The following is a 24,511-nucleotide window of genomic DNA, read 5'->3' as shown; positions in this document are numbered from 1 at the left end:
GACAAGCGCAATAAGCAGAACGCATACCTCCAACAACTGAACGCATTAGTCCGCCGTGGCCCTCGGTGACATCCTCGACACATTCCCAACCGGAGCCCACCCACATGAACGCAGCACAAAAATCCGCCCTGGTGGTCAGCGCCCATTCCGCCGATTTCGTCTGGCGCGCCGGTGGCGCCATCGCCCTGCACGCCGAGCAGGGCTACGCCGTGCACATCGTCTGCCTGTCCTTCGGCGAGCGCGGCGAATCCGCCAAGCTGTGGCGCAAGGGCGAGATGACCGAAGAGAAGGTCAAGGCCGCGCGCCGCGAGGAAGCCCTGGCCGCCGCCGAAATCCTCGGCGCCAGCGTCGAGTTCTTCGACATCGGCGACTACCCGATGCGCGCCGACAAGGACACCCTGTTCCGCCTGGCCGACGTGTTCCGCCGCGTGCAGCCGGAATTCGTCCTCAGCCACTCGCTGAAAGACCCGTACAACTACGACCACCCGCTGGCCATGAACCTCGCCCAGGAAGCACGCATCATCGCCCAGGCCGAGGGCTACAAGCCGGGCGAGAAGATCGTCGGCGCGCCACCGGTGTACGCCTTCGAGCCGCACCAGCCGGAGCAGTGCGAGTGGCGCCCGGACACCTTCCTCGACATCACCGGCGTGTGGGACAGGAAGTACGCCGCCATCCAGTGCATGGCCGGCCAGGAACACCTGTGGGAGTACTACACCCGCGTCGCCCTGCAGCGCGGCGTGCAGGCCAAGCGCAACGTCGGCATCACCAGCGCGCGCAACATCGTCTACGCCGAAGGCTTCCAGAGCCTGTTCCCACGCGTGACGGAGAACCTGGCATGAGCGCGCTGATCGGCAAGACCGGCATCGTGGTGCGCAACATCCCCCGCGCTGCGCCGGAAGTGATCGACGAACTCGGCCGCCTGGGCGTGGCCACCGTGCACGAGGCCCAGGGCCGCAAGGGCCTGCTGAACACCGGCATCCGCCCGATCCAGCAGGGCGTGGCGGTGGCCGGCAGCGCGGTGACCGTGCTGGTGGCGCCGGGCGACAACTGGATGTTCCACGTCGCCGTCGAGCAGTGCCGCCCCGGCGACCTGCTGGTGGTGGCGCCCAGCTCGCCGTGCAGCGACGGCTACTTCGGCGACCTGCTCGCCACCTCGCTCAAGGCCCGCGGCGTGCGCGGCCTGGTCATAGACGCCGGCATCCGCGACAGCCACACCCTGCGCGAGATGGGCTTTGCAGTCTGGTCGAAGGCCATCAACGCCCAGGGCACGGTGAAGGAAGTGCTCGGCTCGGTGAACCTGCCGCTGCTGTGCGCCGGGCAACTGGTGAACGCCGGCGACATCGTCGTCGCCGACGACGACGGCGTGGTCGTGGTGCGCCACGGTGAAGCGGCCCAGGTGCTGGAAGCCGCACGCAAGCGCGCCGATTTGGAAGAACAGAAGCGCCTGCGCCTGGCCGCCGGCGAACTCGGCCTGGACATCTACGAAATGCGCCCGCGCCTGGCCGCCAAGGGCCTGCGCTACGTGGACAGCCTCGACGAACTGGGAGGCTGAACATGGGCCAGACGCGCATCCCCTGCCTGCTCATGCGTGGCGGCACCTCCAAGGGCGCCTACTTTCTGAGCACCGACCTGCCCGCCGACGCCGGGTTGCGCGAGCGCGTGCTGCTGGCGGTGATGGGCTCGCCGGACAAGCGCCAGATCGACGGCCTCGGCGGCGCCGACCCGCTGACCAGCAAGGTCGCCATCGTCCAGGCCTCGCGCCGCGAGGACGCCGACGTCGACTACCTGTTCGCCCAGGTGCTGGTGGACGAGGCGCGGGTGGACTACGGGCAGAACTGCGGCAACATCCTCGCCGGCGTCGGCCCCTTCGCCCTCGAGCGCGGCCTGGTGCCGGTGCGCGGCGCCAGCACGGCGGTGCGCATCTTCATGGAGAACACCGGGCAGATCGCCGTGGCGCACGTCCCCACGCCCGACGGCGAGGTGGAATACGCCGGCGACACACGCATCGACGGCGTGCCCGGCAGCGCCGCGCCGCTGGTGGTGGAATTCGCCGACGTGGCCGGCTCCAGCTGCGGCACCCTGCTGCCCACCGGCAACGCCCGCGACACTTTCGACGGCATCGAGGTCACCTGCATCGACAACGGCATGCCGGTGGTGCTGCTGCGCGCCGAGGACCTGGGCCGCAGCGGCTGCGAGAGCCGCGAGGAACTGGACGCCGACGCCGAGCTGAAGGCGCGCCTGGAATCCATCCGCCTGCAGGCCGGCCCGCGCATGAACCTGGGCGACGTCGGCCAGCGCAACGTGCCGAAGATGTGCCTGGTCTCGGCGCCGCGCCAGGGCGGGGCGATCAACACCCGCTCGTTCATCCCGCACCGCTGCCATGCCTCCATCGGCGTGTTCGGCGCGGTGAGCGTGGCCAGCGCCTGCCTGGTCGAAGGCTCGGTGGCGCAGGACGTCGCTCGCGCCGGCGAAGGCGAAGTGCGGCGCCTGGCGGTGGAACACCCCAGCGGCGAATTCAGCGTGGAAATCCGCCTGCGCGACGGCCAGGTAGCCGGCTGCGGCCTGGTGCGCAGCGCGCGCCTGCTGTTCGACGGCCAGGTGTGCATTCCCCGCGCGGTGTGGGCCGGCCACTGACCCGGGCGAACCGCGCGGCGCCCTGCCGCGCGGCTTTGACACAAATCATCGCAGTTGTAAAAAAACGGTAAATGCGAGTGATTCCAACTCGCTTCTGTCGTATCTATGGGCGTTTCCCAACCGCCCGCCATCTTCGGCGCCTCAGGAAAACCTCCATGCAAGCCCGAGCCCTTCCCCTCTCCCGCCGCCTGCTGGCCTGCGCGGCCGCCGCCGTCACCAGCGCCTTCCTGCTCCTGCTGCCCAGCGGCGCCAGCGCCGCCACCCTGGACACCGCCTTCGGCCCGGTGCAGGTCAAGGACCACCCGCAGCGCGTGGTGGCCCTGGGCGAGAACACCCTGGACGCCGCCCTCGCCCTGGGCGTGCAACCCCTGGGCGCGCTGGCCAGCCGCGGCGGCAGCGACATCCCCGAATACCTCAAGGCCAAGGCCGGCAAGCTGCCGCTGGTGGGCACCGTGCGCGAGGTCAACCTGGAGGCGGTGCTCAAGCTGCGCCCGGACCTGATCCTGGCCAGCCCCGGCCTGACCCGCGAGCAGTACGCCAAGCTCAGCCTGATGGCGCCCACCGTGGTGCCCAAGGGCGGCGCCCTGGACGACTGGCGCGCGGCCTTCCGCACCTACGCCGCGGCCCTGGACAGGAACGCCGAGGCCGAGCAGCGCCTGCAGGAGCTCGACCAGCGCATCGCCGGGCTGCGCCCGCGCCTGCCGGCCAACACCAGCCTCAGCGTGGTGCGCTGGAACCCGCAGGGGCCGATCATGATGTCCAGCCACCTGTTCGCCGGCCAGTTGCTCGACCAGTTGGGCCTGCAGCCCAACCCGCTGGCGGCGCAGCAGACCCAGCGCCCGCACACCGACATCCTCAGCCTGGAGAACCTGTCCAAGGCCGATGCCGACTGGATCTTCCTCGCCACCCTCAACCCCGACGGCGAGAAGGCCCTGGCCGAAGCCCGCCGGCAGCCGGCCTTCACCCGCCTGAAAGCGGTGCGGGCCGGGCACCTGGCCAGCGTCGACGGGCAGATCTGGAGCAGCAGCTCCGGCTACCTGGCCGCCCAGCAGGTGCTGGATGACGTGGAGAAGGCGCTGGCCAACTGATGCTGCCCGCGCGCCTGCCCTTGCCGCTGGCCCTCGGGCTGGCGGCTTCGCTTCTGTTGCTGCTGTGCCTGGCCAGCCTGCTGCTGGGCGCCGGTGATGCCGGGCCCTGGGCCAGCCTGCAAGCCCTGTTCGGCGGTGCCGACGAAGACACCCGCTTCGTCGTCGGCGTGCTGCGCCTGGCGCGCACCGAGCTGGCCCTGCTGGTGGGCATGGCCCTGGGCGCCGCCGGCCTGCTGTTGCAATCGGTGACGCGCAACCCGCTGGCCGAGCCCGGCCTGCTGGGCGTCAGCGCCGGCTCGGCCTTCGCCGTGACCCTGGCGATCAACCTCGGCGCCACCGCCGCCGGCCTCAACCTGGCGGTGGCCGTGCTCGGCGCCCTGGGCGGCTGCCTGCTGGTGCTGGCGGTGTCGCGCCTGCGCGGGGTGGGCGACGACCCGGTGCGCCTGGTGCTGGCCGGGGTGGCCTTCTCCGGTCTGCTCACCGCCCTGAGCAGCCTGGTGCTGCTGTGGGACCAGCGCACCGCCGACGAAGTGCGCTTCTGGGTGGTCGGCAGCCTCGCCGGCCGGCCGCTGGATACCCTGCACTGGAGCCTGCCGGGGCTGCTGCTCGGCCTGCTGGTGGCGCTGCCGCTGGTCCGCCCGCTGGCCGCCCTGGCCCTGGGCGAACGCGTGGCCAGCGGCCTCGGCCACCACCCGCAGCGGGTGCGCCTGGCCACCCTGCTGGCGGTGGCGCTGCTGGTGGGCACGGCCAATGCCGCCGCCGGCCCCATCGCCTTCCTCGGTCTGATCGTGCCCTTCATCGCCCGCCGCCTGGTGGGCAGCGACATCCGCAGCTGCTTCGGCCTGTGCCTGCTGCTGGGGCCCTGCGTACTGCTGCTGGCCGACATAATCGCGCGCCTGCTGGTGCGCCCCTACGAGATGCCGGTGGGGGTGGTCACCGCCTTCGTCGGCGCGCCCATCCTCATCGCCGTGGTGCGCTCGCACCGCCTGCCGACGCTGCAACGCCAATGAACGCGCCCTCTCCCCACGGCTACGGCCTGCTGCGCCTGGGCCGGCTGTCGCTGCTCTGGCACCGCCGCAGCCTCATGGTCGGCCTGGCGTTGCTGGCAACACTGGCCGCCGCCTTCGTGTTCTGCCTGAGCGGCGACGGCCTCGGCGCCGGCCAGGCCATCGCCACCCTGCTCGGGCACGGCGACCCCTTCCAGCAACTGCTGGTGCGCGAACTGCGCCTGCCGCGCCTGCTCGCCGGCCTGCTCAGCGGCGCCGCCCTGGGCGCCGCCGGCTGCCTGATGCAGACCCTGGCGCGCAACCGCCTGGCCACCCCCGGCATGGTCGGCCTGGACAACGGCGCCACCGCCTTCGCCGTGGCCTCCATAGTCGCGGTGCCGACCAGCCTGGCGCCCTCCGCGCTGGCCCTGACCGGCGCCGCCAGCGCTGCTGCGCTGACCTTCCTGCTCGCGGCCGGGGCCGGCGCCCGCGGCTATCGCTTCATCGTCGTCGGCCTGGGCATAGGCGCGCTGTTCGGCGCCCTGACCAACCTGATGCTGGCCCGCGCCGACATAGACGCGGCCAACGCCGCCTACCCCTGGACCGTCGGCAGCCTCAACGCCCGCCCGCCGCTGGCCGTGTGGCTGCTGGCCGGCGGCCTGGCCCTGGGCCTGCCGGCGGCGCGCCTGCTGACGCGGCCGCTGACGACGATGCGCTTCTCCGACAGCGTGGCCATCGGCCTGGGCGTGCGCCTGGGCGCCATGCGCATCGCCACCCTGGCGCTGAGCGTGGCCCTCACCGGGCTGGCCGTGGCGGTGGCCGGGCCGGTCGGCCTGGTGGCGCTGATCGCCCCCGAGGCGGCGCGCTACCTGGGCGGCCAGCACGGCGTGCCGGTGCTCAACGCGGCCCTGGCCGGCGCCCTGCTGACGCTGCTGGCCGACTGGTTGGGGCGCACCCTGCTGGCGCCCATCGAAATCCCCGTGGGCATCGTCATGGCGGTGATAGGCGCGCCCTACCTGCTGTGGATCATCCTGCGCCAACCCTCCGGGAGACAGCCATGAACCCGAACCCCGTCGCCCCGCTGGAAACCCGCGGCCTGTGCATGGCCTACGGCAAGCGGCCGATCATCGAAGGCCTGGACCTGCGCCTGCCGGCCGGCCAGGTCACCGCCATCGTCGGCCCCAACGGCTGCGGCAAGTCCACCCTGCTGGCGGGCCTGGCGCGCCTGCAGAAGCCCAGCGGCGGCGCCGTGCTGCTCGACGGCAAGGCCATCGCCAGCCTGCCGTCGAAAGAAGTGGCGCGGCGCCTGGCGCTGCTGCCCCAGGACGCCAGCGCCCCGGACGGCCTCACCGTGGCCGAGCTGATCCGCTTCGGCCGCCAGCCGCACCAGGGCCTGTTCCAGCAATGGAGCGCCGAGGACCAGCAGGTGGTGGACGCCGCCCTGGCCGCCGCCGACCTCGGCGAGCTGGCCGAGCGGCCGCTGGAATCCATGTCCGGCGGCCAGCGCCAGCGCGCCTGGATCGCCATGGCCATCGCCCAGGACACCCCGCTGCTGCTGCTCGACGAACCCACCTCGGCGCTTGACCTGGGCCACCAGATCGAGGTCTTCGAACTGATCCGCCACCTGGCCGAGGCCGGCAAGACGGTGGTGATGGTGGTCCACGACCTGTCCAGCGCCTGCCGCTACGCCGACCACCTGGTGGCGATGAAGGGCGGCCAGGTGCTGGCCGAAGGCGCGCCGGCCCGGGTGGTGACGGCGGAACTGGTGGAGGCGCTGTATGGCGTGCGCTGTACGTTGCTGAGCGATCCGTACAGCGGCACGCCGCTGATCGTCGGGGCCAGTCGGGTGCGAGCCTGCTTTTCGTAGGAGCGAGCTTGCTCGCTCCTACGAAAAGCACCATCCCATTCCCCCAGCACTCAGATGCGACGAAATGCCAGCACCCAGCCATTGCCCCGCCCCCACCGCCAGTGGGATCATTTGCAATTGCTTTTTGTTCTCATCCATGGCCGATCACGTGTCACCGCAACTACTCCTCGTGGAAGACGACGCCCACCTGCGCCCGGCCCTGGAACGCCACTTCCAGGCCCGCGGCTTCGCCGTGCACGCCTGCGAGAACGGCACCCAGGGCCTGGCCGCGCTGCGCGAGGGCCGCTTCGACCTGGTGCTGCTGGACATCATGCTGCCCGGCGTCGACGGCCTCAGCCTGCTCGACGAACTGCGCCGCCGGCAGACCGTGCCGGTGATGCTGATGTCCGCCCTGGGCGCCGAGCAGGACCGCATCAGCGGCTTCACCCGCGGCGCCGACGACTACCTGCCCAAGCCCTTCAGCCTGGCCGAGCTGGACGCCCGGGTCGACGCCCTGCTGCGCCGCGTGGCCCTCGACCGACGCCCGGCCGAGGCCCCCCGGGACGGCGAGCTGACCCTCGACGAGGAGGCCCGCGACGTCACCCACCAGGGCCGCGCCGCCGGCCTCACCGGCTCCGAGTATCGCCTGCTGGCGACCTTGCGCGCACACCCCGGCGAGGCGCTGAGCAAGGCCTTCCTCTACCAGAGCGTGCTGCACCGCGCCTACACCCGCCTGGACCGCGGCCTGGACGTGCACGTCTGCAACCTGCGCCGCAAGCTCGCCGCCATCGGCGCGCAGCACCTGCAGATCCAGGCGGTGCGCGGCCAGGGCTACGTGCTGGTCGAAACGGACGGCGCCTGATGCGCCGCCACCCGCTGCTGTGGAAGCTGGCCCTGCTGCAGGTGGGTTTCTGCCTGACGCTGACCTGGCTGATCTGGAACTGGGGCCTGTCGGTGGAACGCAGCACCTACTTCCTCGACGAAGCCGACCGCCTCTACCTCGCGCGCTACGCCCAGCAGGCTGAGCAGGCCTGGCGCCAGGGCGGCACGGCCGGCGCCGAAGCCTTCCGCCGCCAGCTGGAGCGCGAGGAAGACACCTGGGTCGCCCTGGTCGGCCCGCGCCTGGAAAGCCTCGGCACCACGCCGCTGAGCGCCGAGGAGGCCAGCCACCTGACCTTCATGCGCAAGCTCGACTGGCCCATGAGCCGGCGCCTGCAGGACGAGCTGCCCTACGTCAGCATCGAATTCCCCGAACGCCCCGAGGACGGCCGCCTGGTCATCCAGCTGCCCGAGCGCCTGCTGCCCAGCGGCCTGACGCCCTGGACCCACGTCATCACCCACGGCGTGGCGCCGACCCTGCTGGCCCTGCTGCTGGGCCTGGCCCTGTACCGCCACCTGGTGGTGCCGCTCAACCGCCTGCGCGACCGCGCCGACGCCCTGCGCGCCGACGACCTCGACAGCCCCGGCCTGCCGCTGCAGGAGCGCCGCGACGAACTGGGCGAACTGGCCCAGGCCTTCGAACACATGGCCGCGCGCCTGCGCCAGAGCCTGGCCCAGCAGCGCCTGCTGCTGCGCACCCTGTCCCACGAACTGCGCACGCCCCTGGCGCGGCTGCGCATCGCCCACGACGGCGAGCTGCCGCCGGAGCAGTTGCGCCAGCGCCTGGGCCGCGAAGTGGCCGACATGCAGCGGCTGCTGGAAGACACCCTCGACCTGGCCTGGATGGACACCGAGCGCCCGCAGTTGCCCACCGAACCGGTGCTGGTGCTCTCGGTGTGGGAAGCGCTGCGCGAGGACGCCTGCTTCGAAAGCGGCTGGGAGCCCGCGCGCCTGCCCTGCTCGCTGGGCACCGAATGCTGCGTGCAGGTACACCTGGACAGCCTGGCCCAGGCCCTGGAGAACCTGCTGCGCAACGCCATCCGCCATTCGCCGGCGGGCGGCCGCGTCAGCCTCGACGGCTGGCGCGAAGGCCGGCACTGGCACCTGTGCCTGCGCGACCAGGGCCCCGGCGTGGCCGAGGCCGACCTTGAGCGCATCTTCGAGCCCTACCAGCGCCTGGAAGGCAGCGGCGCCGGCTTCGGCCTGGGCCTGGCCATCGCCCGCCGCGCCATCGAGCTGCAGGGCGGCCGCCTGTGGGCCACCAACGCCCACCCCGGCCTGTGCCTGCACCTGCTGTTGCCGGCGGCCTGGAAGTGTTTAGAAAGTTAATGCGCTTTACTCGCAATTGTGAGTAATTATCATCTTCGATCTCTCGCCTTCAGGCTGAACTTCCGGAGATCGAAGATGTCGTCCCGTGCCCAACCCCTAGTCCCCTTCCTGCTGCTGTCCAGCTGCCTGCTGGCCAGCGCCGTCCATGCCGCCAGCCAGGACGAGCAGCCCGTCGAACTGGACAGCCAGACCGTGGTCGCCACCGCCCAGGAAGAGACCAAGCAGGCCCCGGGCGTGTCCGTCATCACCGCCGAGGACATCGCCAAGCGCCCGCCGGCCAACGACCTGTCGCAGATCATCCGCACCATGCCGGGGGTCAACCTCACCGGCAACTCCACCAGCGGCCAGCGCGGCAACAACCGGCAGATCGACATCCGCGGCATGGGCCCGGAGAACACCCTGATCCTGGTCGACGGCAAGCCGGTCAGCAGCCGCAGCTCGGTGCGCTACGGCTGGCGCGGCGAGCGCGACACCCGCGGCGACACCAACTGGGTGCCGGCCGACCAGGTCGAGCGCATCGAAGTCATCCGCGGCCCGGCGGCGGCGCGCTACGGCTCCGGCGCCATGGGCGGGGTGGTGAACATCATCACCAAGCAGGCGGCCAAGCAAACCCACGGCAACCTCACCGTCTACCAGAACTTCCCGCAGCACGGCGACGAAGGCGCCAGCAAGCGCGTGAGCTTCGGCCTCAACGGCCCGCTGACCGATACCCTCAGCTACCGCGTCTACGGCAACCTGGCCAAGACCGACGCCGACGACTGGGACATCAACGCCGGCCACGAATCGGCGCGCACCGGCAACCAGGCCGGCACCCTCCCCGCCGGCCGCGAAGGCGTGCGCAACAAGGACATCAACGGCCAGCTGAGCTGGAAACTGGCGCCCAACCAGAGCCTCGAGTTCGAAAGCGGCTTCAGCCGCCAGGGCAACATCTACACCGGCGACACCCAGAACACCAACAGCAACGCCAACGTGAAGAGCATGCTGGGTCACGAGACCAACATCATGTACCGCGAGAACTACTCGGTCACCCACCGCGGCGACTGGGACTTCGGCAGCTCGATGGCCTACCTGCAGTACGAGAAGACGCGCAACAGCCGCATCAACGAAGGCCTGGCCGGCGGCACCGAGGGCATCTTCAGCAACACCGACTTCTACACCTCGACCCTGCGCGACCTGACCGCCCACGGCGAGGTCAACCTGCCGCTGCACGCCTGGCGCGACCAGACCCTGACCCTGGGCAGCGAGTGGAACCAGCAGAAGCTCGACGACCCCAGCGCCAACACCCAGACCACCACCGAGGGCGGCTCGGTCGCAGGCCTGACCAGCAGCGGCCGCGACACCACCTCGCAGGCGCAGATCTTCTCGCTGTTCGCCGAAGACAACATCGAGATCCTGCCCGGCACCATGCTCACCCCGGCGCTGCGCTTCGACCACCACAGCATCGTCGGCGACAACTGGAGCCCGTCGCTCAACCTGTCCCACGCGCTGACCGACACCCTCACCCTGAAGGCCGGCATCGCCCGCGCCTACAAGGCGCCGAACCTGTACCAGCTCAACCCCGACTACCTGCTCTACAGCCGCGGCCAGGGCTGCTACGGGCAGAGCACCAGCTGCTACCTGCAGGGCAACGAGAACCTCAAGGCCGAGACCAGCGTCAACAAGGAACTGGGCATCGAGTTCAAGGACGACGGCTGGGTCGCCGGGCTGACCTACTTCCGCAACGACTACAAGAACAAGATCGACTCCGGCCTGACCCCGGTGGGCAACGCGACCGGCGGCACCGGCAGCTACGCCAACGCCGCGATCTACCAGTGGGAGAACGTGCCCAAGGCGCTGGTCGAGGGCCTGGAAGGCACCCTGAGCGTCCCGCTGGCCGCGCAGCTGACCTGGAACAACAACTTCACCTACATGCTGCAGTCGAAGAACAAGGAAACCGGCGACGTGCTCTCGGTGACGCCGAAGTACACCCTCAACTCCATGCTCGACTGGCAGGCCAGCGACGACCTCTCGCTGCAACTGAGCGTGGCCTGGTACGGCAAGCAGAAGCCGAAGAAGTACGACTACCAAGGCAACCGCGTGACCGGCAGCGCCAACGACCAGCTCTCGCCCTACGCGCTGACCGGCGCCAGCGGCACCTACAAGATCAGCAAGAACCTCAGCGTCACCGCCGGCGTCGACAACATCTTCGACAAGCGCCTGTACCGCGCCGGCAACGCCCAGGGCGTGACCAACATCGCCGGCGCCGGCGCCGCCACCTACAACGAACCCGGCCGCACCCTCTACACCAGCCTGACCGCGTCCTTCTGAGGACCACCCGGCCCCCGCTCCCGGCGGGGGCCGGCAGACGAGATCGCCTGATGAAAACCACCACCCTGCCCCTGGTCCTGGCGCTGGCACTGGCCGCGCCGGCCCCGGCGGCCCTGGCGCAACCGGCGCCGGACCAGAAGATGGACACCACCTTGCTGCAACGCCAGGACCTGGCCTACCGCTTCACCCAGCTGGAACTCGACTCCGCCGACGGCCAGCGCCACTACCGCCTGTGGGTCGGCAAGCCCGAACGCCCGGCGCCCGCCGCCGGCTACCCGGTGCTGTGGATGCTCGACGGCAACGCCGCCCTCGGCGCGCTCGATGCCGCCAGCCTGGACAAGCTCGCCAGCGGCCAGGCGCCGCTGCTGGTCGCGGTCGGCTACCAGACCGAGCAGCGCATCGAACGCAACGCCCGCACCTACGACTACACCCCGCCGCTGCCCGGCGAAGCCAGGCAACTCGACCCGCTGACCGGCCAGCCCAGCGGCGGCATCGACGCCTTCCTCGACCTGCTGCGCCAACGCATGCGCCCCATGGTCGCCGCCGTCGCCCCCATCGACGCCAGCCGGCAGACCCTCTGGGGCCACTCCTACGGCGGCCTGGCCGTGCTCCACGCCCTGTTCACCCGCCCCGGCGAGTTCAACACCTACGCCGCCGCCAGCCCCTCGCTGTGGTGGCACGACGGCGCCATCGTCCGCGAAGCCGCCGGCCTGCAACAACGCCTGGGCGAAAGCCGCCCGCGCCTGCTGCTGATGCGCGGCGGCGACGAACCGGGCAACCCGCGCGGCCCGCTGAAAGGCGACGCCGAACGCCCGGCCCGCGAACTCAGCGCCGACCTGGCCAAGGTGCCGGGCCTGCAGGTGCAGTACCAGCGCTTCGACGGCCTGGGGCATGGGCCCATGTTGCCGGCGTCGCTGCGTTATCTGCTGGAGCATTACCCGTAACCGAGGCGCGCCGGGGAGCACGGTCAAACGGCGGATAACCGCGAACGGTTATTCGCCCTACGCCAGGTCCACCCGGTGATGCAGGGCGTACAACCGTTCGCGAAAATGACGATGTACAAGGATGGCGCCTAACCTCCAGCCCGCAGAGGACAGCCCCCTCTCCCTTCAGGGAGAGGGTTGGGGAGAGGGAACGGAGTCAACCCAATACACCGCAGCCACCGGGAGACACCCTTCGCGAGCAAGCTCGCTCCTACGAAAAGCCAAAAAGCCAAAAAGCCGAAAAACCAAAGCCATCCCCTCCGCCCCTCCCCCTTTTTCACACTGGCAATGAAGTTTGCGGCAGGAGCACAATCCAAGGTTCGCCCCTCCCCAGGAAGCCCCCGGATGCCCGACAGCCTGCATGCGGCCCTGCGCCACTTCGTTTCCACCCTGCGCCACGACCCGGCCTTCCGCTCCCTGCGCCTGGTGCAGCGGCACAGCCTCGACTGCGGCGTGACCCGCGACCAGCCCGACCCGGTGCGCCACGGCCTCGACCAGGGCGCCATGCTCTGCGCCGAGGTCGATGGCGTGGAAGCCTTCGCTGCCACCAGCGACCTGAGCGAACAGGGCCTGCGCCAGGCCTTCGAACGCGCCCGCCAGCTCGCCGCCGGCATCGCCGCCCACGCCCTGCCGCGCCCGGCCCAGGCCGGCGCCGACCTCGGCCGCCAGCGGCGCAGCAGCCCGAACCTCGACATCCCGCTGCCGGACCTGGCGCAATGGCTGGACCTGCTGCGCGCGGAATGCGCCGCGGTGCCGCGCGAGGAACGCATCGTCGACTGGAGCGCCAGCCTGCGCGTGGTGCGCGAACGGCAGCTGTACCTCGACCGCCACGGCAGCGACCTGCTGCACGAGACCCAGCGCCTCTACCCCTGGCTCTCGGTGACCGCCTTCGACGGCCGCCAGAGCCAGACGCGCACCTTCGACGTGGCGCGCCAGGGCGGCGCCGAAGTGGTGCTGCACAGCGGCTTCGCTGGCGCCGCCGCGCGCGTCGCCGACGAGGCCCTGCAACTGCTGCTGGCGCCCAACACCCCGGAAGGCACCCGCGACCTGCTGCTGATGCCCGACCAGATGATCCTGCAGATCCACGAATCCATCGGCCACCCGCTGGAGCTGGACCGCATCCTCGGCGACGAGCGCAACTACGCCGGCACCAGCTTCGTCACGCCGGACATGTTCGGCCATTACCAGTACGGCTCGCCGCTGCTCAACGTCAGCTTCGCCCCGGACGTGCCCGACGAACTGGCCAGCTACGCCTACGACGACGAAGGCACCCCCGCCGAGCGCCAGCTGCTGATCGCCGAAGGCATCCTCCAGCGCCCCCTGGGCGGCGCCCTGTCCCAGGCCCGCAGCCAGCTCGCCGGGGTGGCCAACAGCCGCGCCAGCAGCTGGAACCGCGCGCCCATCGACCGCATGGCCAACCTCAACGTCGAGCCCGGCGACCAGAGCCTGGCGCAACTGATCGGCGGCATCGAGAAAGGCATCCTCATGGCCACCAACCGCTCCTGGTCCATCGACGACGCGCGCAACAAGTTCCAGTTCGGCTGCGAATGGGGCCAGCTGATCGAAAACGGCGAACTCGCCGGCGTGGTGCGCAACCCCAACTACCGCGGCATCTCCGCGCAATTCTGGCGCAGCCTGGGCGCGGTGGGCGACGCCTCCACCTTCAGCGTGCTAGGCACCGCCAACTGCGGCAAGGGCGAGCCCAACCAGGCGATCACCGTCGGCCACGCCTCGCCGGCCTGCGTGTTCAAGGACGTCACCGTGTTCGGAGGGCAGGCCTGATGCAACTGCGACTGTCCCCCGACCACCTGCGCGAACTCGCCGACTGGCTCAAGGGCCGGCTGCGCGGCGACGAGGAATTCAGCCTGTGGCTCGCCGCCGAGGACTCCGACTTCGTGCGCTTCAACCACGCCCAAGTGCGCCAGGCCACCCGCGTGCTGCAGATCGAGGCGCAGCTGCGGCTGATCCGCGGCGCCCGCCACGCCAGTCTGGAGCTGAGCCTGACCGGCGGCGCGGAGGAAGACCGCCAGCGCCTGCAGCAAGGCCTGGAACAACTGCGCGGCACCCTGGAAGTGGTCCCGGAAGACCCGTACCTGCTGCTGGAGGACGAGCCCTGGACCCGCATCCAGGAAGCCCCCGGCCGCTTGCCGGAAGTCCGCGAAGTGATCGACCAGGTGGACGCCCAGGCGCAAAGCCTGGACCTGGTCGGCATCTACGCCGGCGGCCCACTGTACCGCGGCTTCGCCAACACCCGCGGCAGCTTCGGCTGGCACGCCGCCGGCAGCGCCAGCCTGGACTGGAGCCTGTTCGCCAGCAACGGCGAGGCGGTGAAGACCACCTACGCCGCGCGCGACTGGGACGCCGCCGCCCTGGGCCAGGCCTTCGCCCGCGCCCGCGAGCAGTTGGACTACCTGCAACGCCCGCGGCGCACGCTGCAACCCGGCGCCTACCGCGCCTACCTGGCGCCGGCGGCGCTGGAGGAAATCATCTCGCTGCTGTGCTGGGGCGGCTTCTCCGCCCGCGAACTGGCCACCCGCCAGAGCCCGCTGCTGTCGCTGCACCTGGGCCATGCCAGCCTGTCGCCGCAGGTCAGCCTGGAGGAAGCGGCCAGCGCCGGCCTGGAACCGCTGTTCGACAGCGACGGCTTCCTGCGCCGCGACCAGGCGCTGATCGAAGGCGGGCGCATGGTCGGCCAACTGGTCAGCCCGCGCTCGGCGAAGGAGTTCAACCTGCCCGCCTACGGCGCCAACAGCCACGAGACGCCGCAGTCCCTGGTCATGGCCGCCGGCGAACTGCCCGAGGACGAAGTACTGGCGCGCCTGGGCACCGGCCTGTACATCGGCAACCTCTGGTACCTGAACTACTCGGACCTGGCCGCCGCGCGCATCACCGGCATGACGCGCTTCGCCAGCTTCTGGGTGGAAGACGGCCGGATAGTCGCGCCCCTGGCCAGCATGCGCTTCGACAACAGCCTCTACAGCCTGCTCGGCGAACACCTGCAGGCGCTGACCCGCGAACGCTCGCTGCGCATCGACACCAACACCTACGGACGCCGCAGCGCGGCCACCCAGTTGCTGCCAGGCGCGCTGGTGGAGCGTTTCACGCTGACGCTGTAGGGCGTACAACCGCTCGCGGTTGTACGCCGTTACACCCATTTCGACGCTGGCCTCCTGGTCAAGCCTGGAGCGCTCGGAAACGGGAGCTTCGGGTTCGAATCCGGCGCGCCCTGGGGCCAAGGTCAAACGGCGGATAACCGCGAACGGTTATCCGCCCTACGTCACGGTCAGGGCTGGCGTAGGGCGCATAACGCCTACGGCGTTATCCGCCGTTTGGCCTTGGTCCCCGGCGGCTCCGGGGTTGGCCTGGGCGTTGGCTGTGGCCTCGGTGTATCGGCGGATAACCGCGAACGGTTATTCGCCCTACGTCACGCCCAACGCCGTTACCAGTCGCAGTAGCAGCCGGTGGCGAGGGTGCTGGGGGACTTCACCTGGCGGCCTTCGACCAGCGCCTGGATCACCGGCTCGATGAAGCTGTTGGCCGAAGTACAGGTGGCGCCTTCGCTGTAGGGACCGAAGTAGGCCAGCTTGCCGTCGCGGTCCCACACCGCCACCGAGGGGCTGGCGGCGATGGGCGGCGGCGAGGGGAATTCCGGCAGCGGCTTCAGGCCCCACAGCTCGCTGGCCAGGCGGCCCTGGGTGCCGGGCTTGCGGTAGGCGTAGAAATCCACGCCCTGGGGTTCGAAACGCTTGATCAGCGAGGCCAGATGCTGCTGGTTGGCGACGTTGCACGGGCATTCCGGGTCCCAGAAATGCACCACGCGGATGTGCCCCGGGCCGGCCAGTTGCGCCGGCAGTTGCAGCGCCTGGCCATCGAACAGCTGGGTGGTATCGGGATAACTGCGCAGGTAGCGGCCGTGGAACGACCAGAAGGCGGCGAACAGGATGCCGAGCCAGGCCACGATGAGCACGCCCGCGAGAACGACTTTGCGATTGAGCGACATGATGCGGAAGGGGTGGACGGGAGGGCCGCTAGCTTGCCACGTCCAGCCGCCAGGGCAAGCCTTTCCTGACCGGCAGGCTGCGGCCGCAGCCTGCCGGATGACGACAAAACCAGGCGGCCCCGTTCGCATACGCAGGCTAGAGCGAAGCTCGCAGGCGCCCCAGCCAGCCACTTCCTTCGCCGCTGCAAGGGCTGAAGGTGGGCAATTGCTGCAGCGGCACCCATAGCTCACCCTGCCAGTCCAGCAGCGTCACCCGTTGCGAGCGCCAGCTCATCAGCACCCGCCGGGGCCGTTGCGGATCGACGCGGCCCTGGTCGCGCAGCAGCGGAATCACCTGCTCGCCCAGCCAACGCCCCAGGGCTCGGTTCTCCGGGTGACCGAAGCGGATCAACGCCTTGTACAGCGCGGCTTCGTTGACCACCTCCAGCCACTCCTCGGCGCCGGAGGCCGCGCACAACAGCACCGAGCGCGCTTCGTGCGCATCCAGCCGCCGCGCCAGCGCCTGTGGATGATGCAGCCCGAGCAGCCGCGCCAGGTCGTGGGCGACGAACCAGGGTTGGTCATCGATCAGCAGGCCGCGCAGGGGACGGTTGTGGCGGAGGAAGGTGGTGGCGGTATAGGCATCATGCATGCTGGGAACTCCTGTTCAGAGAGGGGGAGTCCACCGCTACGTCGTCAAACGAAGGGAGGCGGACCGCGCGGGGTTGACGAACCGGGAACAGGTACCGGCAGGCCCGAAGGCCTCCCCGCGCGATCCGCCATGAAGCGTGGCAGATGGATCGAACTGCGCACGGGGGCCTGCAAAAAACGCTACGCCGTTTTCGCATACGCCATCGGCGCGATCGCGCCTGTTCCACGGGTCGTCAAACCCGGCCACGGATCGGCCGTGGCTGGCGGAGGATAGAGAGGCACGATGTAAGCCCGTAACGGATAGCCATGTGGGAAGCCTCCGAAACGCTGTTCGGGGCATGGCCCGAGCGGGCCCGCTCAACCATCGTCCAGCCTTCGCCTATCGGGAGCACCACCATGAACACACGCCAACATACGGCACGCGCCGTTTCGCTCACCCAGTTGAAAAGAACGCTCGACGCCAGGCTGCGGGAAGTCGCGGCGCGAAAGCACGAGAAACTGGTAGTCGTCAGGGGCAGGATTCCCATGGCGGTCATCCTGGACGTCGAGTCCTACCAGGCCCTGCTCGATGAGTTGTACGACCTGCGCCTGGAGAACCTCGCCCATGATCGCCTGGCCGGTTTCGAACCGGGCCAGGCGATCCGCCATGAGGATCTCGTGGAAAGCTTCAGCGACCGCTGAACACCTCTTCAGGCGCCGCCACATGGGCGAGCGCCGGTGCTCCCATGGAGTACCGGCATCCGTCGCCCCACCTTCGCCACACCCCGTGCCGGTGTTAGCATGCGCGCCCCATGCGCCTGACCGATTTCGACCAACGCCTCGCCGACCTCGGCGCCCTGCCCCGCCATCGCGGGCGGATGCTGCGTGCCTGGCTGCAGGGCCGGGCGCTGGACGCCGGGACCAAGCGCCAGGCCAGCGAGGACTTCCTGCCGCTGGCGGTGCGCAACGCCGTGCCGGAGCTGGCCGCGCAGCTGGAAGGTCTGGCGCGCCTGCATTCTCGCCACCCCGCCGGCGACGGCTCCGAGCGCCTGCTGGTGAGTCTGGCCGACGGGCAGATGGTGGAGAGCGTGCTGCTGCCGCGCGATGGGTTGTGCGTGTCCAGCCAGGTCGGCTGCGCGGTGGGCTGCCGCTTCTGCATGACCGGCCGCAGCGGCCTTTTGCGCCAGGTCAGCGCCGCCGAGATGGTCGCCCAGGTTGTGCTGGCGCGGCGCCTGCGGCGGGTGAAGAAGGTGGTGTTCATGGGCATGGGCGAGCCGGCGCACAACCTCGACAACGTGCTGGAGGCCATCGACATCCTCGGCAGCGACGGCGGCATAGGCCACAAGCACCTGGTGTTCTCCACGGTGGGCGACCCGCGGGTGTTCGAGCGCCTGCCGCAACAGCGGGTGAAACCGGCCCTGGCCCTGTCGCTGCACACCACCCGCGCGGACCTGCGCGAACACCTGCTGCCCAAGGCGCCGAAGCTCACCCCGGACGAACTGGTGGAGCTGGGCGAAGCCTACGCCCGCCAGGTCGGCTACCCCATCCAGTACCAGTGGACGCTGCTCAAGGGCGTGAACGATGGCAAGGATGAGCTGGATGGCATCCTGCGCCTGCTCAGGGGCAAGTTCGCGGTGCTCAACCTGATCCCCTTCAACGCCCTGGAAGGCGACGCCTACCAGCGCCCGGACGGCGAGCGCATCGTCGAGATCGTGCGCTACCTGCACAGTCGGGGGGTGCTGACCAAGGTGCGCAACAGCGCCGGGCAGGATGTAGAGGGTGGTTGCGGGCAGTTGCGGGCGCGGGTGGTGGAGTTGGTGGATACCAGCCGGCTGAGCATCGCGCCGAGGCGCTCTTCGTAGGAGCGAGCTTGCTCGCGAAGGGAGTTTCCCGGTGACTGTGGTGTTGGGGGTAAGAGCGCCCTCTCCCCAACCCTCTCCCTGAAGGGAGAGGGGGCCGTTCGGAGCGAATGGCGAATCCAGAGTTACCCGTAGGAGCGGACCTTGTCCGCGATGGCCGGAACCACCGGCGCGGTTCGCGGATGGGATCCGCGCGGCCCCACCCGCGCCATTCCCCTGTAGGAGCGCGCCCTGCGCGCGAAATCGCGGGCAGGGCCCGCTCCTACAGGTTGCTGGGGAGCACGGTATTCCTCCCCCGTAGCGGATCTTATCCGCGATAACCGGAACCACCGGCGCGGTTCGCGGAAGGGATCCGCGCGGCCCCACCCGCGCCATTCCCCTGTAGGAGCGCGCCCTGCGCGCGATTTCGCGGGCAGGGCCCGCTCCTACGGGGCTGCGTCCTCGGCGGCGGCGCACGGCGCCAGGGCCTGGCGGGCGTGTTCGATCCAGTCGTGTTCGCTGGCGAAGTCGGTCGAGTAGTCGGCCAGGCCCATGCTCAGCGAGAGCGGCGGCAGCGAGGCTTCGTCGAAGTTGCCGAACAGTTGGGCGATGCGCTCGACGCAGGCCCGGGCGCCAGCGGCGTGGGTCTGGCGGAACAGCACCAGGTATTCGTCCGGGTGCTTGCGGCTGACGTGGTCGGTGTTGCGCACCTCGGCCTTGATCAGGTGGCCCAGGCGCACGCTGAGGGCTTCGGCGGTGAGGTTGCCGTAGCGCAGGCGCAGGCGGGCGTGGTCGTCGATGCGGATCAGCGCCAGGGTCGCCCGCGGCCCGCCGCGCCGGCAGCGGCCGAATTCCTGGGCCAGGCGGTGCAGCCAGACGTCGTAGGACAGCAGCAACTGCTGGTCGAAGCAGTCCACCAGGGAGAAGGCGCGGCGCTGGGCGTGCAGGCGGCGCGCCAGGCTGTAGCTGGTCCAGCCCACCGCCAGCGGGTAGAAGAACAGCATCGGCAGGCAGGCCCAGATCACCCGCCCGGGCGTCTCCAGGTCCACCTGGTAGCCGGTCAGCAAGCCCATCGCCAGGATGCCCGCCGCGTTGGCCAGCAGGCCCTTGAGCATGAAGCCGGGGCCGTTGGCCGCCACGTTGTGCATGGTGACCATCGACAGCAGCAGCGCCGAGGGCAGCAGGCTGAAGTGCATGAGCGCCACCCAGCCGCCGGCGAACAGCGAATCCAGCAGCAGGTTGCGCAGTTCGGCCCGGTAGGGCTCGGCGGCGCGCACGGCGATGAAGCGGGCCAGGCCCGGCCAGAGGAAGCCGTTGACCAGCATCCAGGCCCAGAGCGCGGGGTGCCCGGGATAGGTGAGCACCGCGATGAACACGAAGCTGAGACCGCAGCCCAGGCTGCGTGGCGCGTGGATGCGCCTGGCGAAGGCGATACCGGCGCAAGTACTGCTTTCCATTTCCATACATCAATCCAGAGACGGCCTTCGGCGGAGGGTCGACAGGCGGCATCGGCAATGGCGCCTGTAAATTGCCAGCATGTCTGACGTGCCTTTCCCGCTGGGCGCGTTATGCTTCCCCATTGGGTGAAAGCGTCAGCCTTCCGTCCACATAGCGGCGACGTTCACCCGCAAGACCGGCAATGTCAAAAAAACGCCATTGCCATGAACAGTGATGACTTGCCCCTCGCCAGGCGGGTGGCAAGCGTTGACGAATCGATCAGGAATGGAAGCCACCGCCTCCCTGCCGGACAGGGTCCCTGGCCATTACCGCAAGCGCGCAGCTCCAGCGGCTGCTGCGAATCGAGAAGGGCCGTGCCGTCCCCTGGCTGCCAGGCGCAGCAAAGCAGGACGAGCACGGGCGGCCGCACGGCTGGCCAACCTTAAAATACGAACGTATTCTAATGCAGAAGAGGCCTGATGAGTAAGCGCCCCGTCATTGATAGAGGCAAGGTCCTGGATGCCGCCGAAGGCCTGGTCATGCGCGAAGGCGTTGCGGCGCTGTCCATTGGCGAGGTGGCCAAGGCCGCCGGGATCAGCAAGGGTGGCGTGCAATCCTGCTTCGGCACCAAGGATGGGCTGATCGAGGCCATGTTCAACCGATGGAAGGCGGAGTTCGAGGTGGCTGTGCGCGACAACGCCCCAGACGAAGCGGAACCGCTCGACAACCTGCGCGCCCATGTGCAACTGCTGGCCGCCAGCGACGAGGCCCTGGGCAAGCGCGCCGCGGCGGTGCTGGCGGCGATGCTCAGCCGCGAGGAGCTGCGCCAGCGCTCCAGCGACTGGTACCGCCCCCTGCTGATCCAGGACGGCGGCGACGACGAGCGCAGCCGCAACGCCCGCCTGGCCTTCCTCGCCGCCAAGGGCGCCTTCCTGCTGCGCTCCTTCGGCCTGATGGAGATGAGCGAGGCGGAATGGCAGGCGATCTTCCGCGAGATCGACACGCTGCTCCCGCCAGGGGAATGAACGCCCGGTGACCGGGGAGGCGCAGGCCTTCCCTTTGCGTAGTACACCCGCCGCCCGAGAACCCACGCCGATATCCCACCGGGATAACCCCGGGAAAGTCGCGCCTACTCAATAACTAGACGAAGCAACTAGTTCCATGTGGATATATCCAATTCATCCACCCACTTCCATAATTCAAAAGTCGAGCCCTATGCAAAACCAGAAGAACGACTCATCCTTCATTCAAGGAATGCCATGCAAGCGAAAGTTCAATACGAGGACTCCGGTCTGCTCTGGATGTATGGTCATCTCAGAAGAATAGGTTGCAGCTTCCCCACCGCCCTGTACCGCAGCATGCGCTTCAGGCTGCTGGGTGATACCGGTGACTTCAGAAGCGAGGTCAGCTGGCAGAAGATCCGCTTCTCCAGGGCCCGGGCCGGCTAGCCCGGCGCGCAACCTCGCCCCCTTCGCGCAGCCGCTACGTTCCTAGCCGCGCGCCCCTGAGCAACACCTGGCCGCCCCGTTGCAGGGACAGCCTCCCGCCTTTTCTACCTCATTCGTCTTCAGGATTGCGCCGCCTACGGGCGGAGTTTCTCAATACGCGGAGAAACTCAAGGACAATAACAACAAGCACGCCAGCAAGAATCGCCAACAGCATATCAATGCCCTCGCTATATCATCGTCGCAATCAATCGTTCTTCGAATGATGAAAAACAAAGTATGCCCCGGGGGCAACTTTGCCCAACATCGGAATCTATTTCTACATCGCAAGAAAAAACCGGCGAACTTCTTCGCCGGCAATCATCACCCCGGAACTTTCAGCCTTCCGCCAGGGGCAGGCGGATGACGAATAGCGCCCCCGTTTCGGCGTTGCTCACGCACAGGCTGCCGCCCATGTTGCGGATCAGGTCGTGGCTCACCGACAGGCCCAGCCCGGTGCCCTGCCCCACCGGCTTGGTGGTGAAGAAGGGTTCGAAGATGCGTTCCAGCAGTGCCGGCTCGATGCCCCCGGCGCTGTCGCACACGTGCAGTTCCAGCCACCCGGGCTCGGCGCAAGGGTGCTGGCCCAGGCGGATCCACCTGTCGCCCTCGCGCTTTTCCAGCAAGGCGTCGCGGGCGTTGGCCAGCAGGTTCACCAGCACCTGTTCCAACTGGTCGGCGAAGCCCATGACCTTCGGCCGCGCCTGGGGCGCCTCCAGCTCCAGGGTGATGCCCTGCTGGGTCATGCTCTCGCCCAGCAGCAGCACCACCGCCTCGCAGCAGGCCTGGGGATCGAACGGGGCCATGTCCAGGTCGGACTTGCGGCTGAACACCCCCATGTGGTTGACCACGCGGGTCAGCCGGTCGACCTGGGCATCCACCCGCTTGAGCTTCTCGCCCAGGTACTGCGGGTCGTCCAGGCGCTGCCAGGCGTTGAACAGCGCCAGGCGCATGACGTGCAGGGGCTGCTTCATCTCGTGGGCCATGCCGCTGACCATCTGCCCCAGGGCGGCCATCTTGGCGCCCTGGGCGAGCTGTTGCTGGGAATGGCGCACCGAGGTGTTGTCGCGGGCGACCGCCTGGACTTCGCGCAGCCGGCCCTGGTCGTCGAACAGCAGGCGGTCGCTCCAGATCAGCCAGCGGCACTCGCGCCCGGGCAGGTTGAAGCGCAGCTCCCAGGATTCCTCGACGCCACCGCCGGCCCCTTCGACCAGGCGGGCGCGCAGGGCGCTGCAATCGCGCTCGGACAGCCAGTAGTCCAGGCGCCGCCCCAGCAGGGCCTCCACCGGCTCGCCGAGGAAGCTGGCGAAGGTGTGGTTGACGAAGGTCAGCACCAGGCTGGCCGAATAGCGGCAGATCAGCGCCGGCGAATCCTCCACCAGCATCCGGTAGCGCTCCTCGCTCTCGGCGATGCGCTGCGCGGCCTGGTGCCGCTCGGTCACGTCCAGCCACAGGCCCACCACTTCCCGCGGCAGGCCCTGGGCGTCGCGCAGCAGCTTGGCCTCGTCGTACAGCCAGTGCCATTGCCCGGCGCCGTCGCGCAGGCGGTATTCGGCGTTGACGCGCCCTTCGCGCAGCAGCGTGCGGCCGCGCTCGAAGAAGCTGCCCAGGTCGTCCGGGTGCACGCGCTCGGCCAGGGCCTGCCAGCTGTTCGCCTGCAGGTCCAGGCCCAGCAGGTTGCCGGCGCTTTCGCTGTAGAACTCCGGAATCAGCTGGCCGTCTTCCACGCGCTGCACGTAGATCACCACCGGCGCCTTGTCGATCAGGTTGCGCAGGCGCGCATGGGTGGCCTCGGCCTGCTGCGCCTGCTGGCGGGCCTCGCTGACGTCGAGCAGCACGCCGTCGAGGAAACCGTGCTCGCTGCCGCCCTGCCAGCGCCCCTGCAGGTGCAGCCAGCGGCGGATGCGGGTCCAGGAATCCGGGCAGAGGCGCAGGTCCTGCGCCAGCTCCCCGCCGGGGCCCAGTTGGCGCAGGCGTATCAGCAGTTCGTCGGCATCGGCGGGATGCAGCCGCTGCAGCAGTTCCTCCCGCGACAGCCGCGTCTGCCCCTCGGGCAATTCCAGGATGGCCGCCACCGCGGCGGAGAACTCGAAGCCTTCGCGCGCCGCGTCGTAGCGCCAGTAGCCGCCCTGCACCCTGCTCTCCAGCAGGTTCAGCCGGTGCAGGGCATTGCGCAGGCGCTTGCGTTCGAGGCGGCCGAAGACCTGCAGCGCCAGTTGTTCGGCCAGGCACTGCCAGTCGCCGGGCGACAGTCCCGCGCGGCCTTCGTCGAGGCCGTCCGGTTCGCCGATCAGCCAGGCGCCCTGCCCGCCCTGCGGCGTCGCCGGCACCACCCGCAGGCGTTCGCAGCACAGTTGCTTGAGCAAGGCCGAGCCGGGCCCGCCGGCGCCGAGCAGGGTGCTGTCGGCCAGGGCGGCGAGCCCGCAATCCGGCAGGGCCAGGCCTTCGCGCAGCAGGCTGTGGGCGCCGGGGCGGACGTAGCAGGCGAACACCCGCCCGCCGCCGCCCGGCTCCGCCAGGACCAGCGCCATGGATTGCAGCGCGAAGCTGTTGGCCATGACCTCCAGCACTTCGCCCAGCGCGCCCGGCAGCTCGGCCAGGGCGACGTGGCTGAGCCGGGAGAGCAACTGCTTGATCACGTTGAAGCACTGCATCTGCGACTTTTCCCGGTCGCTCTGCCAGTTCAGGTCGGAGATGTCGGTGCCCAGCAGCAGGCAGCCGCGGCCGGCCAGCGGGCTGACCTGCACGCGGAAGACCAGCGGCTGCTGGTCGAGGCTGCGCAGGGCCAGGTCCGCCTGGCGGCCCTGGCGCAATTCCAGCGGCGCCCCGGCGGGCCGGGACCTGCGCTCCAGGTAGTCGCCCAGGCGCGCCGCATCGGCATGTGTCGGCTGCGCCAGGCAGCGGGCGCGGCGCCCGCCCAGGCGGCACACGCGGTCCTCGGCATCCAGCTCGATGCACAGGTCCCAGTGCGCCTGGCTCCATTGCCAGAACGGCTCGTCCAGGCCGCTCTGTGTCTCTTGCATCAGCGCATCGCCACCGGGTACCGGGGCGGCCTTGTCGTTGGACTGGCCACGGAACAGGCCTCGCATCG

Annotated in this window: 21 protein-coding genes; 17 read left to right on the top strand and 4 right to left on the bottom strand. The window is 69.6% G+C overall.

Annotated features, from left to right (window positions below):
- The first annotated feature begins 104 nt into the window (after window positions 1-104).
- From galB to IG194_RS21450, 13 genes are all read left to right on the top strand, one after another.
- On the top strand, window positions 105-839 hold the full coding sequence (gene galB, locus IG194_RS21510; protein ID WP_058488699.1) for a 4-oxalmesaconate hydratase: 735 nt from the start codon (window positions 105-107) through the stop codon (window positions 837-839).
- Window positions 836-1,552, top strand: coding sequence for a 4-carboxy-4-hydroxy-2-oxoadipate aldolase/oxaloacetate decarboxylase (locus IG194_RS21505; RefSeq protein ID WP_058488698.1), 717 nt, complete (start codon window positions 836-838; stop codon window positions 1,550-1,552). The genes galB and IG194_RS21505 overlap by 4 nt, the downstream gene beginning before the upstream one ends.
- Before the next feature lie 2 nt (window positions 1,553-1,554).
- Window positions 1,555-2,634: a 4-oxalomesaconate tautomerase gene (locus IG194_RS21500; protein WP_058488697.1), complete on the top strand. Its 1,080-nt coding sequence runs from the start codon at window positions 1,555-1,557 to the stop codon at window positions 2,632-2,634.
- A 155-nt stretch (window positions 2,635-2,789) separates the two neighbouring features.
- Window positions 2,790-3,722: an ABC transporter substrate-binding protein gene (locus IG194_RS21495; protein ID WP_009618348.1), complete on the top strand. Its 933-nt coding sequence runs from the start codon at window positions 2,790-2,792 to the stop codon at window positions 3,720-3,722.
- Entirely contained in the window at window positions 3,722-4,732 is a 1,011-nt protein-coding gene (locus tag IG194_RS21490; protein WP_176707138.1) for a FecCD family ABC transporter permease, read from the top strand. The genes IG194_RS21495 and IG194_RS21490 overlap by 1 nt, the downstream gene beginning before the upstream one ends.
- On the top strand, window positions 4,729-5,769 hold the full coding sequence (locus tag IG194_RS21485; protein WP_058488696.1) for a FecCD family ABC transporter permease: 1,041 nt from the start codon (window positions 4,729-4,731) through the stop codon (window positions 5,767-5,769). Before IG194_RS21490 ends, IG194_RS21485 begins: the two co-directional genes overlap by 4 nt.
- Window positions 5,766-6,575, top strand: coding sequence for an ABC transporter ATP-binding protein (locus tag IG194_RS21480; protein ID WP_058070514.1), 810 nt, complete (start codon window positions 5,766-5,768; stop codon window positions 6,573-6,575). Before IG194_RS21485 ends, IG194_RS21480 begins: the two co-directional genes overlap by 4 nt.
- 136 nt (window positions 6,576-6,711) lie before the next feature.
- Window positions 6,712-7,416: a response regulator transcription factor gene (locus tag IG194_RS21475; protein ID WP_058488695.1), complete on the top strand. Its 705-nt coding sequence runs from the start codon at window positions 6,712-6,714 to the stop codon at window positions 7,414-7,416.
- Window positions 7,416-8,762 (top strand): sensor histidine kinase, encoded by a 1,347-nt coding sequence (locus IG194_RS21470; protein WP_058488694.1) that lies wholly within the window; start codon window positions 7,416-7,418, stop codon window positions 8,760-8,762. Before IG194_RS21475 ends, IG194_RS21470 begins: the two co-directional genes overlap by 1 nt.
- Window positions 8,763-8,837: 75 nt before the next feature.
- Window positions 8,838-11,069 (top strand): TonB-dependent siderophore receptor, encoded by a 2,232-nt coding sequence (locus IG194_RS21465; RefSeq protein ID WP_058488693.1) that lies wholly within the window; start codon window positions 8,838-8,840, stop codon window positions 11,067-11,069.
- Window positions 11,070-11,119: 50 nt separating this feature from the next.
- Window positions 11,120-12,013 (top strand): alpha/beta hydrolase, encoded by an 894-nt coding sequence (locus tag IG194_RS21460; RefSeq protein ID WP_058488692.1) that lies wholly within the window; start codon window positions 11,120-11,122, stop codon window positions 12,011-12,013.
- A 384-nt stretch (window positions 12,014-12,397) separates the two neighbouring features.
- Complete coding sequence (locus tag IG194_RS21455) at window positions 12,398-13,834, top strand: TldD/PmbA family protein (protein ID WP_058488691.1); 1,437 nt, start codon at window positions 12,398-12,400, stop codon at window positions 13,832-13,834.
- Entirely contained in the window at window positions 13,834-15,168 is a 1,335-nt protein-coding gene (locus tag IG194_RS21450; protein WP_058488690.1) for a TldD/PmbA family protein, read from the top strand. Before IG194_RS21455 ends, IG194_RS21450 begins: the two co-directional genes overlap by 1 nt.
- A 323-nt stretch (window positions 15,169-15,491) precedes the next feature.
- On the opposite strand, the gene IG194_RS21445 is transcribed toward IG194_RS21450, so the two are convergent.
- Together IG194_RS21445 and IG194_RS21440 are read right to left on the bottom strand one after the other, a co-directional pair.
- A complete protein-coding gene (locus tag IG194_RS21445; protein ID WP_058488689.1) occupies window positions 15,492-16,052 on the bottom strand; it encodes a DUF6436 domain-containing protein in 561 nt (186 codons plus the stop codon).
- 136 nt (window positions 16,053-16,188) lie between these two features.
- On the bottom strand, window positions 16,189-16,683 hold the full coding sequence (locus tag IG194_RS21440; protein WP_043272468.1) for a Bro-N domain-containing protein: 495 nt from the start codon (window positions 16,681-16,683) through the stop codon (window positions 16,189-16,191).
- A 395-nt stretch (window positions 16,684-17,078) separates the two neighbouring features.
- On the opposite strand from IG194_RS21440, the gene IG194_RS21435 reads away from it, so the two are divergent.
- Window positions 17,079-17,363 carry a type II toxin-antitoxin system prevent-host-death family antitoxin gene (locus tag IG194_RS21435; protein ID WP_009618323.1) on the top strand — a complete coding sequence of 95 codons (285 nt, stop codon included), beginning with the start codon at window positions 17,079-17,081 and terminating at the stop codon, window positions 17,361-17,363.
- A 110-nt stretch (window positions 17,364-17,473) separates the two neighbouring features.
- Window positions 17,474-18,523, top strand: coding sequence for an RNA methyltransferase (locus IG194_RS21430; RefSeq protein WP_058488687.1), 1,050 nt, complete (start codon window positions 17,474-17,476; stop codon window positions 18,521-18,523).
- A 422-nt stretch (window positions 18,524-18,945) separates the two neighbouring features.
- On the opposite strand, the gene IG194_RS21425 is transcribed toward IG194_RS21430, so the two are convergent.
- On the bottom strand, window positions 18,946-19,956 hold the full coding sequence (locus IG194_RS21425; RefSeq protein ID WP_160329405.1) for an MASE2 domain-containing protein: 1,011 nt from the start codon (window positions 19,954-19,956) through the stop codon (window positions 18,946-18,948).
- A gap of 459 nt (window positions 19,957-20,415) precedes the next feature.
- Here IG194_RS21425 and IG194_RS21420 point away from each other — a divergent pair, with 459 nt between their 5' ends.
- On the top strand, window positions 20,416-20,961 hold the full coding sequence (locus IG194_RS21420; protein WP_058488685.1) for a TetR/AcrR family transcriptional regulator: 546 nt from the start codon (window positions 20,416-20,418) through the stop codon (window positions 20,959-20,961).
- A 234-nt stretch (window positions 20,962-21,195) separates the two neighbouring features.
- Entirely contained in the window at window positions 21,196-21,384 is a 189-nt protein-coding gene (locus tag IG194_RS21415) for a hypothetical protein (protein ID WP_009618311.1), read from the top strand.
- 374 nt (window positions 21,385-21,758) lie between these two features.
- Here the strand turns inward: IG194_RS21415 and IG194_RS21410 are convergent, their stop codons facing one another.
- Window positions 21,759-24,509, bottom strand: coding sequence for a PAS domain-containing sensor histidine kinase (locus IG194_RS21410; RefSeq protein ID WP_009618309.1), 2,751 nt, complete (start codon window positions 24,507-24,509; stop codon window positions 21,759-21,761).
- Window positions 24,510-24,511: the final 2 nt, after the last annotated feature.

It is taken from the genome of Pseudomonas sp. ADPe (assembly GCF_014843515.1).
Lineage (GTDB): Bacteria > Pseudomonadota > Gammaproteobacteria > Pseudomonadales > Pseudomonadaceae > Pseudomonas > Pseudomonas citronellolis.
This window is presented reverse-complemented; position numbering and strand designations above follow the sequence as displayed.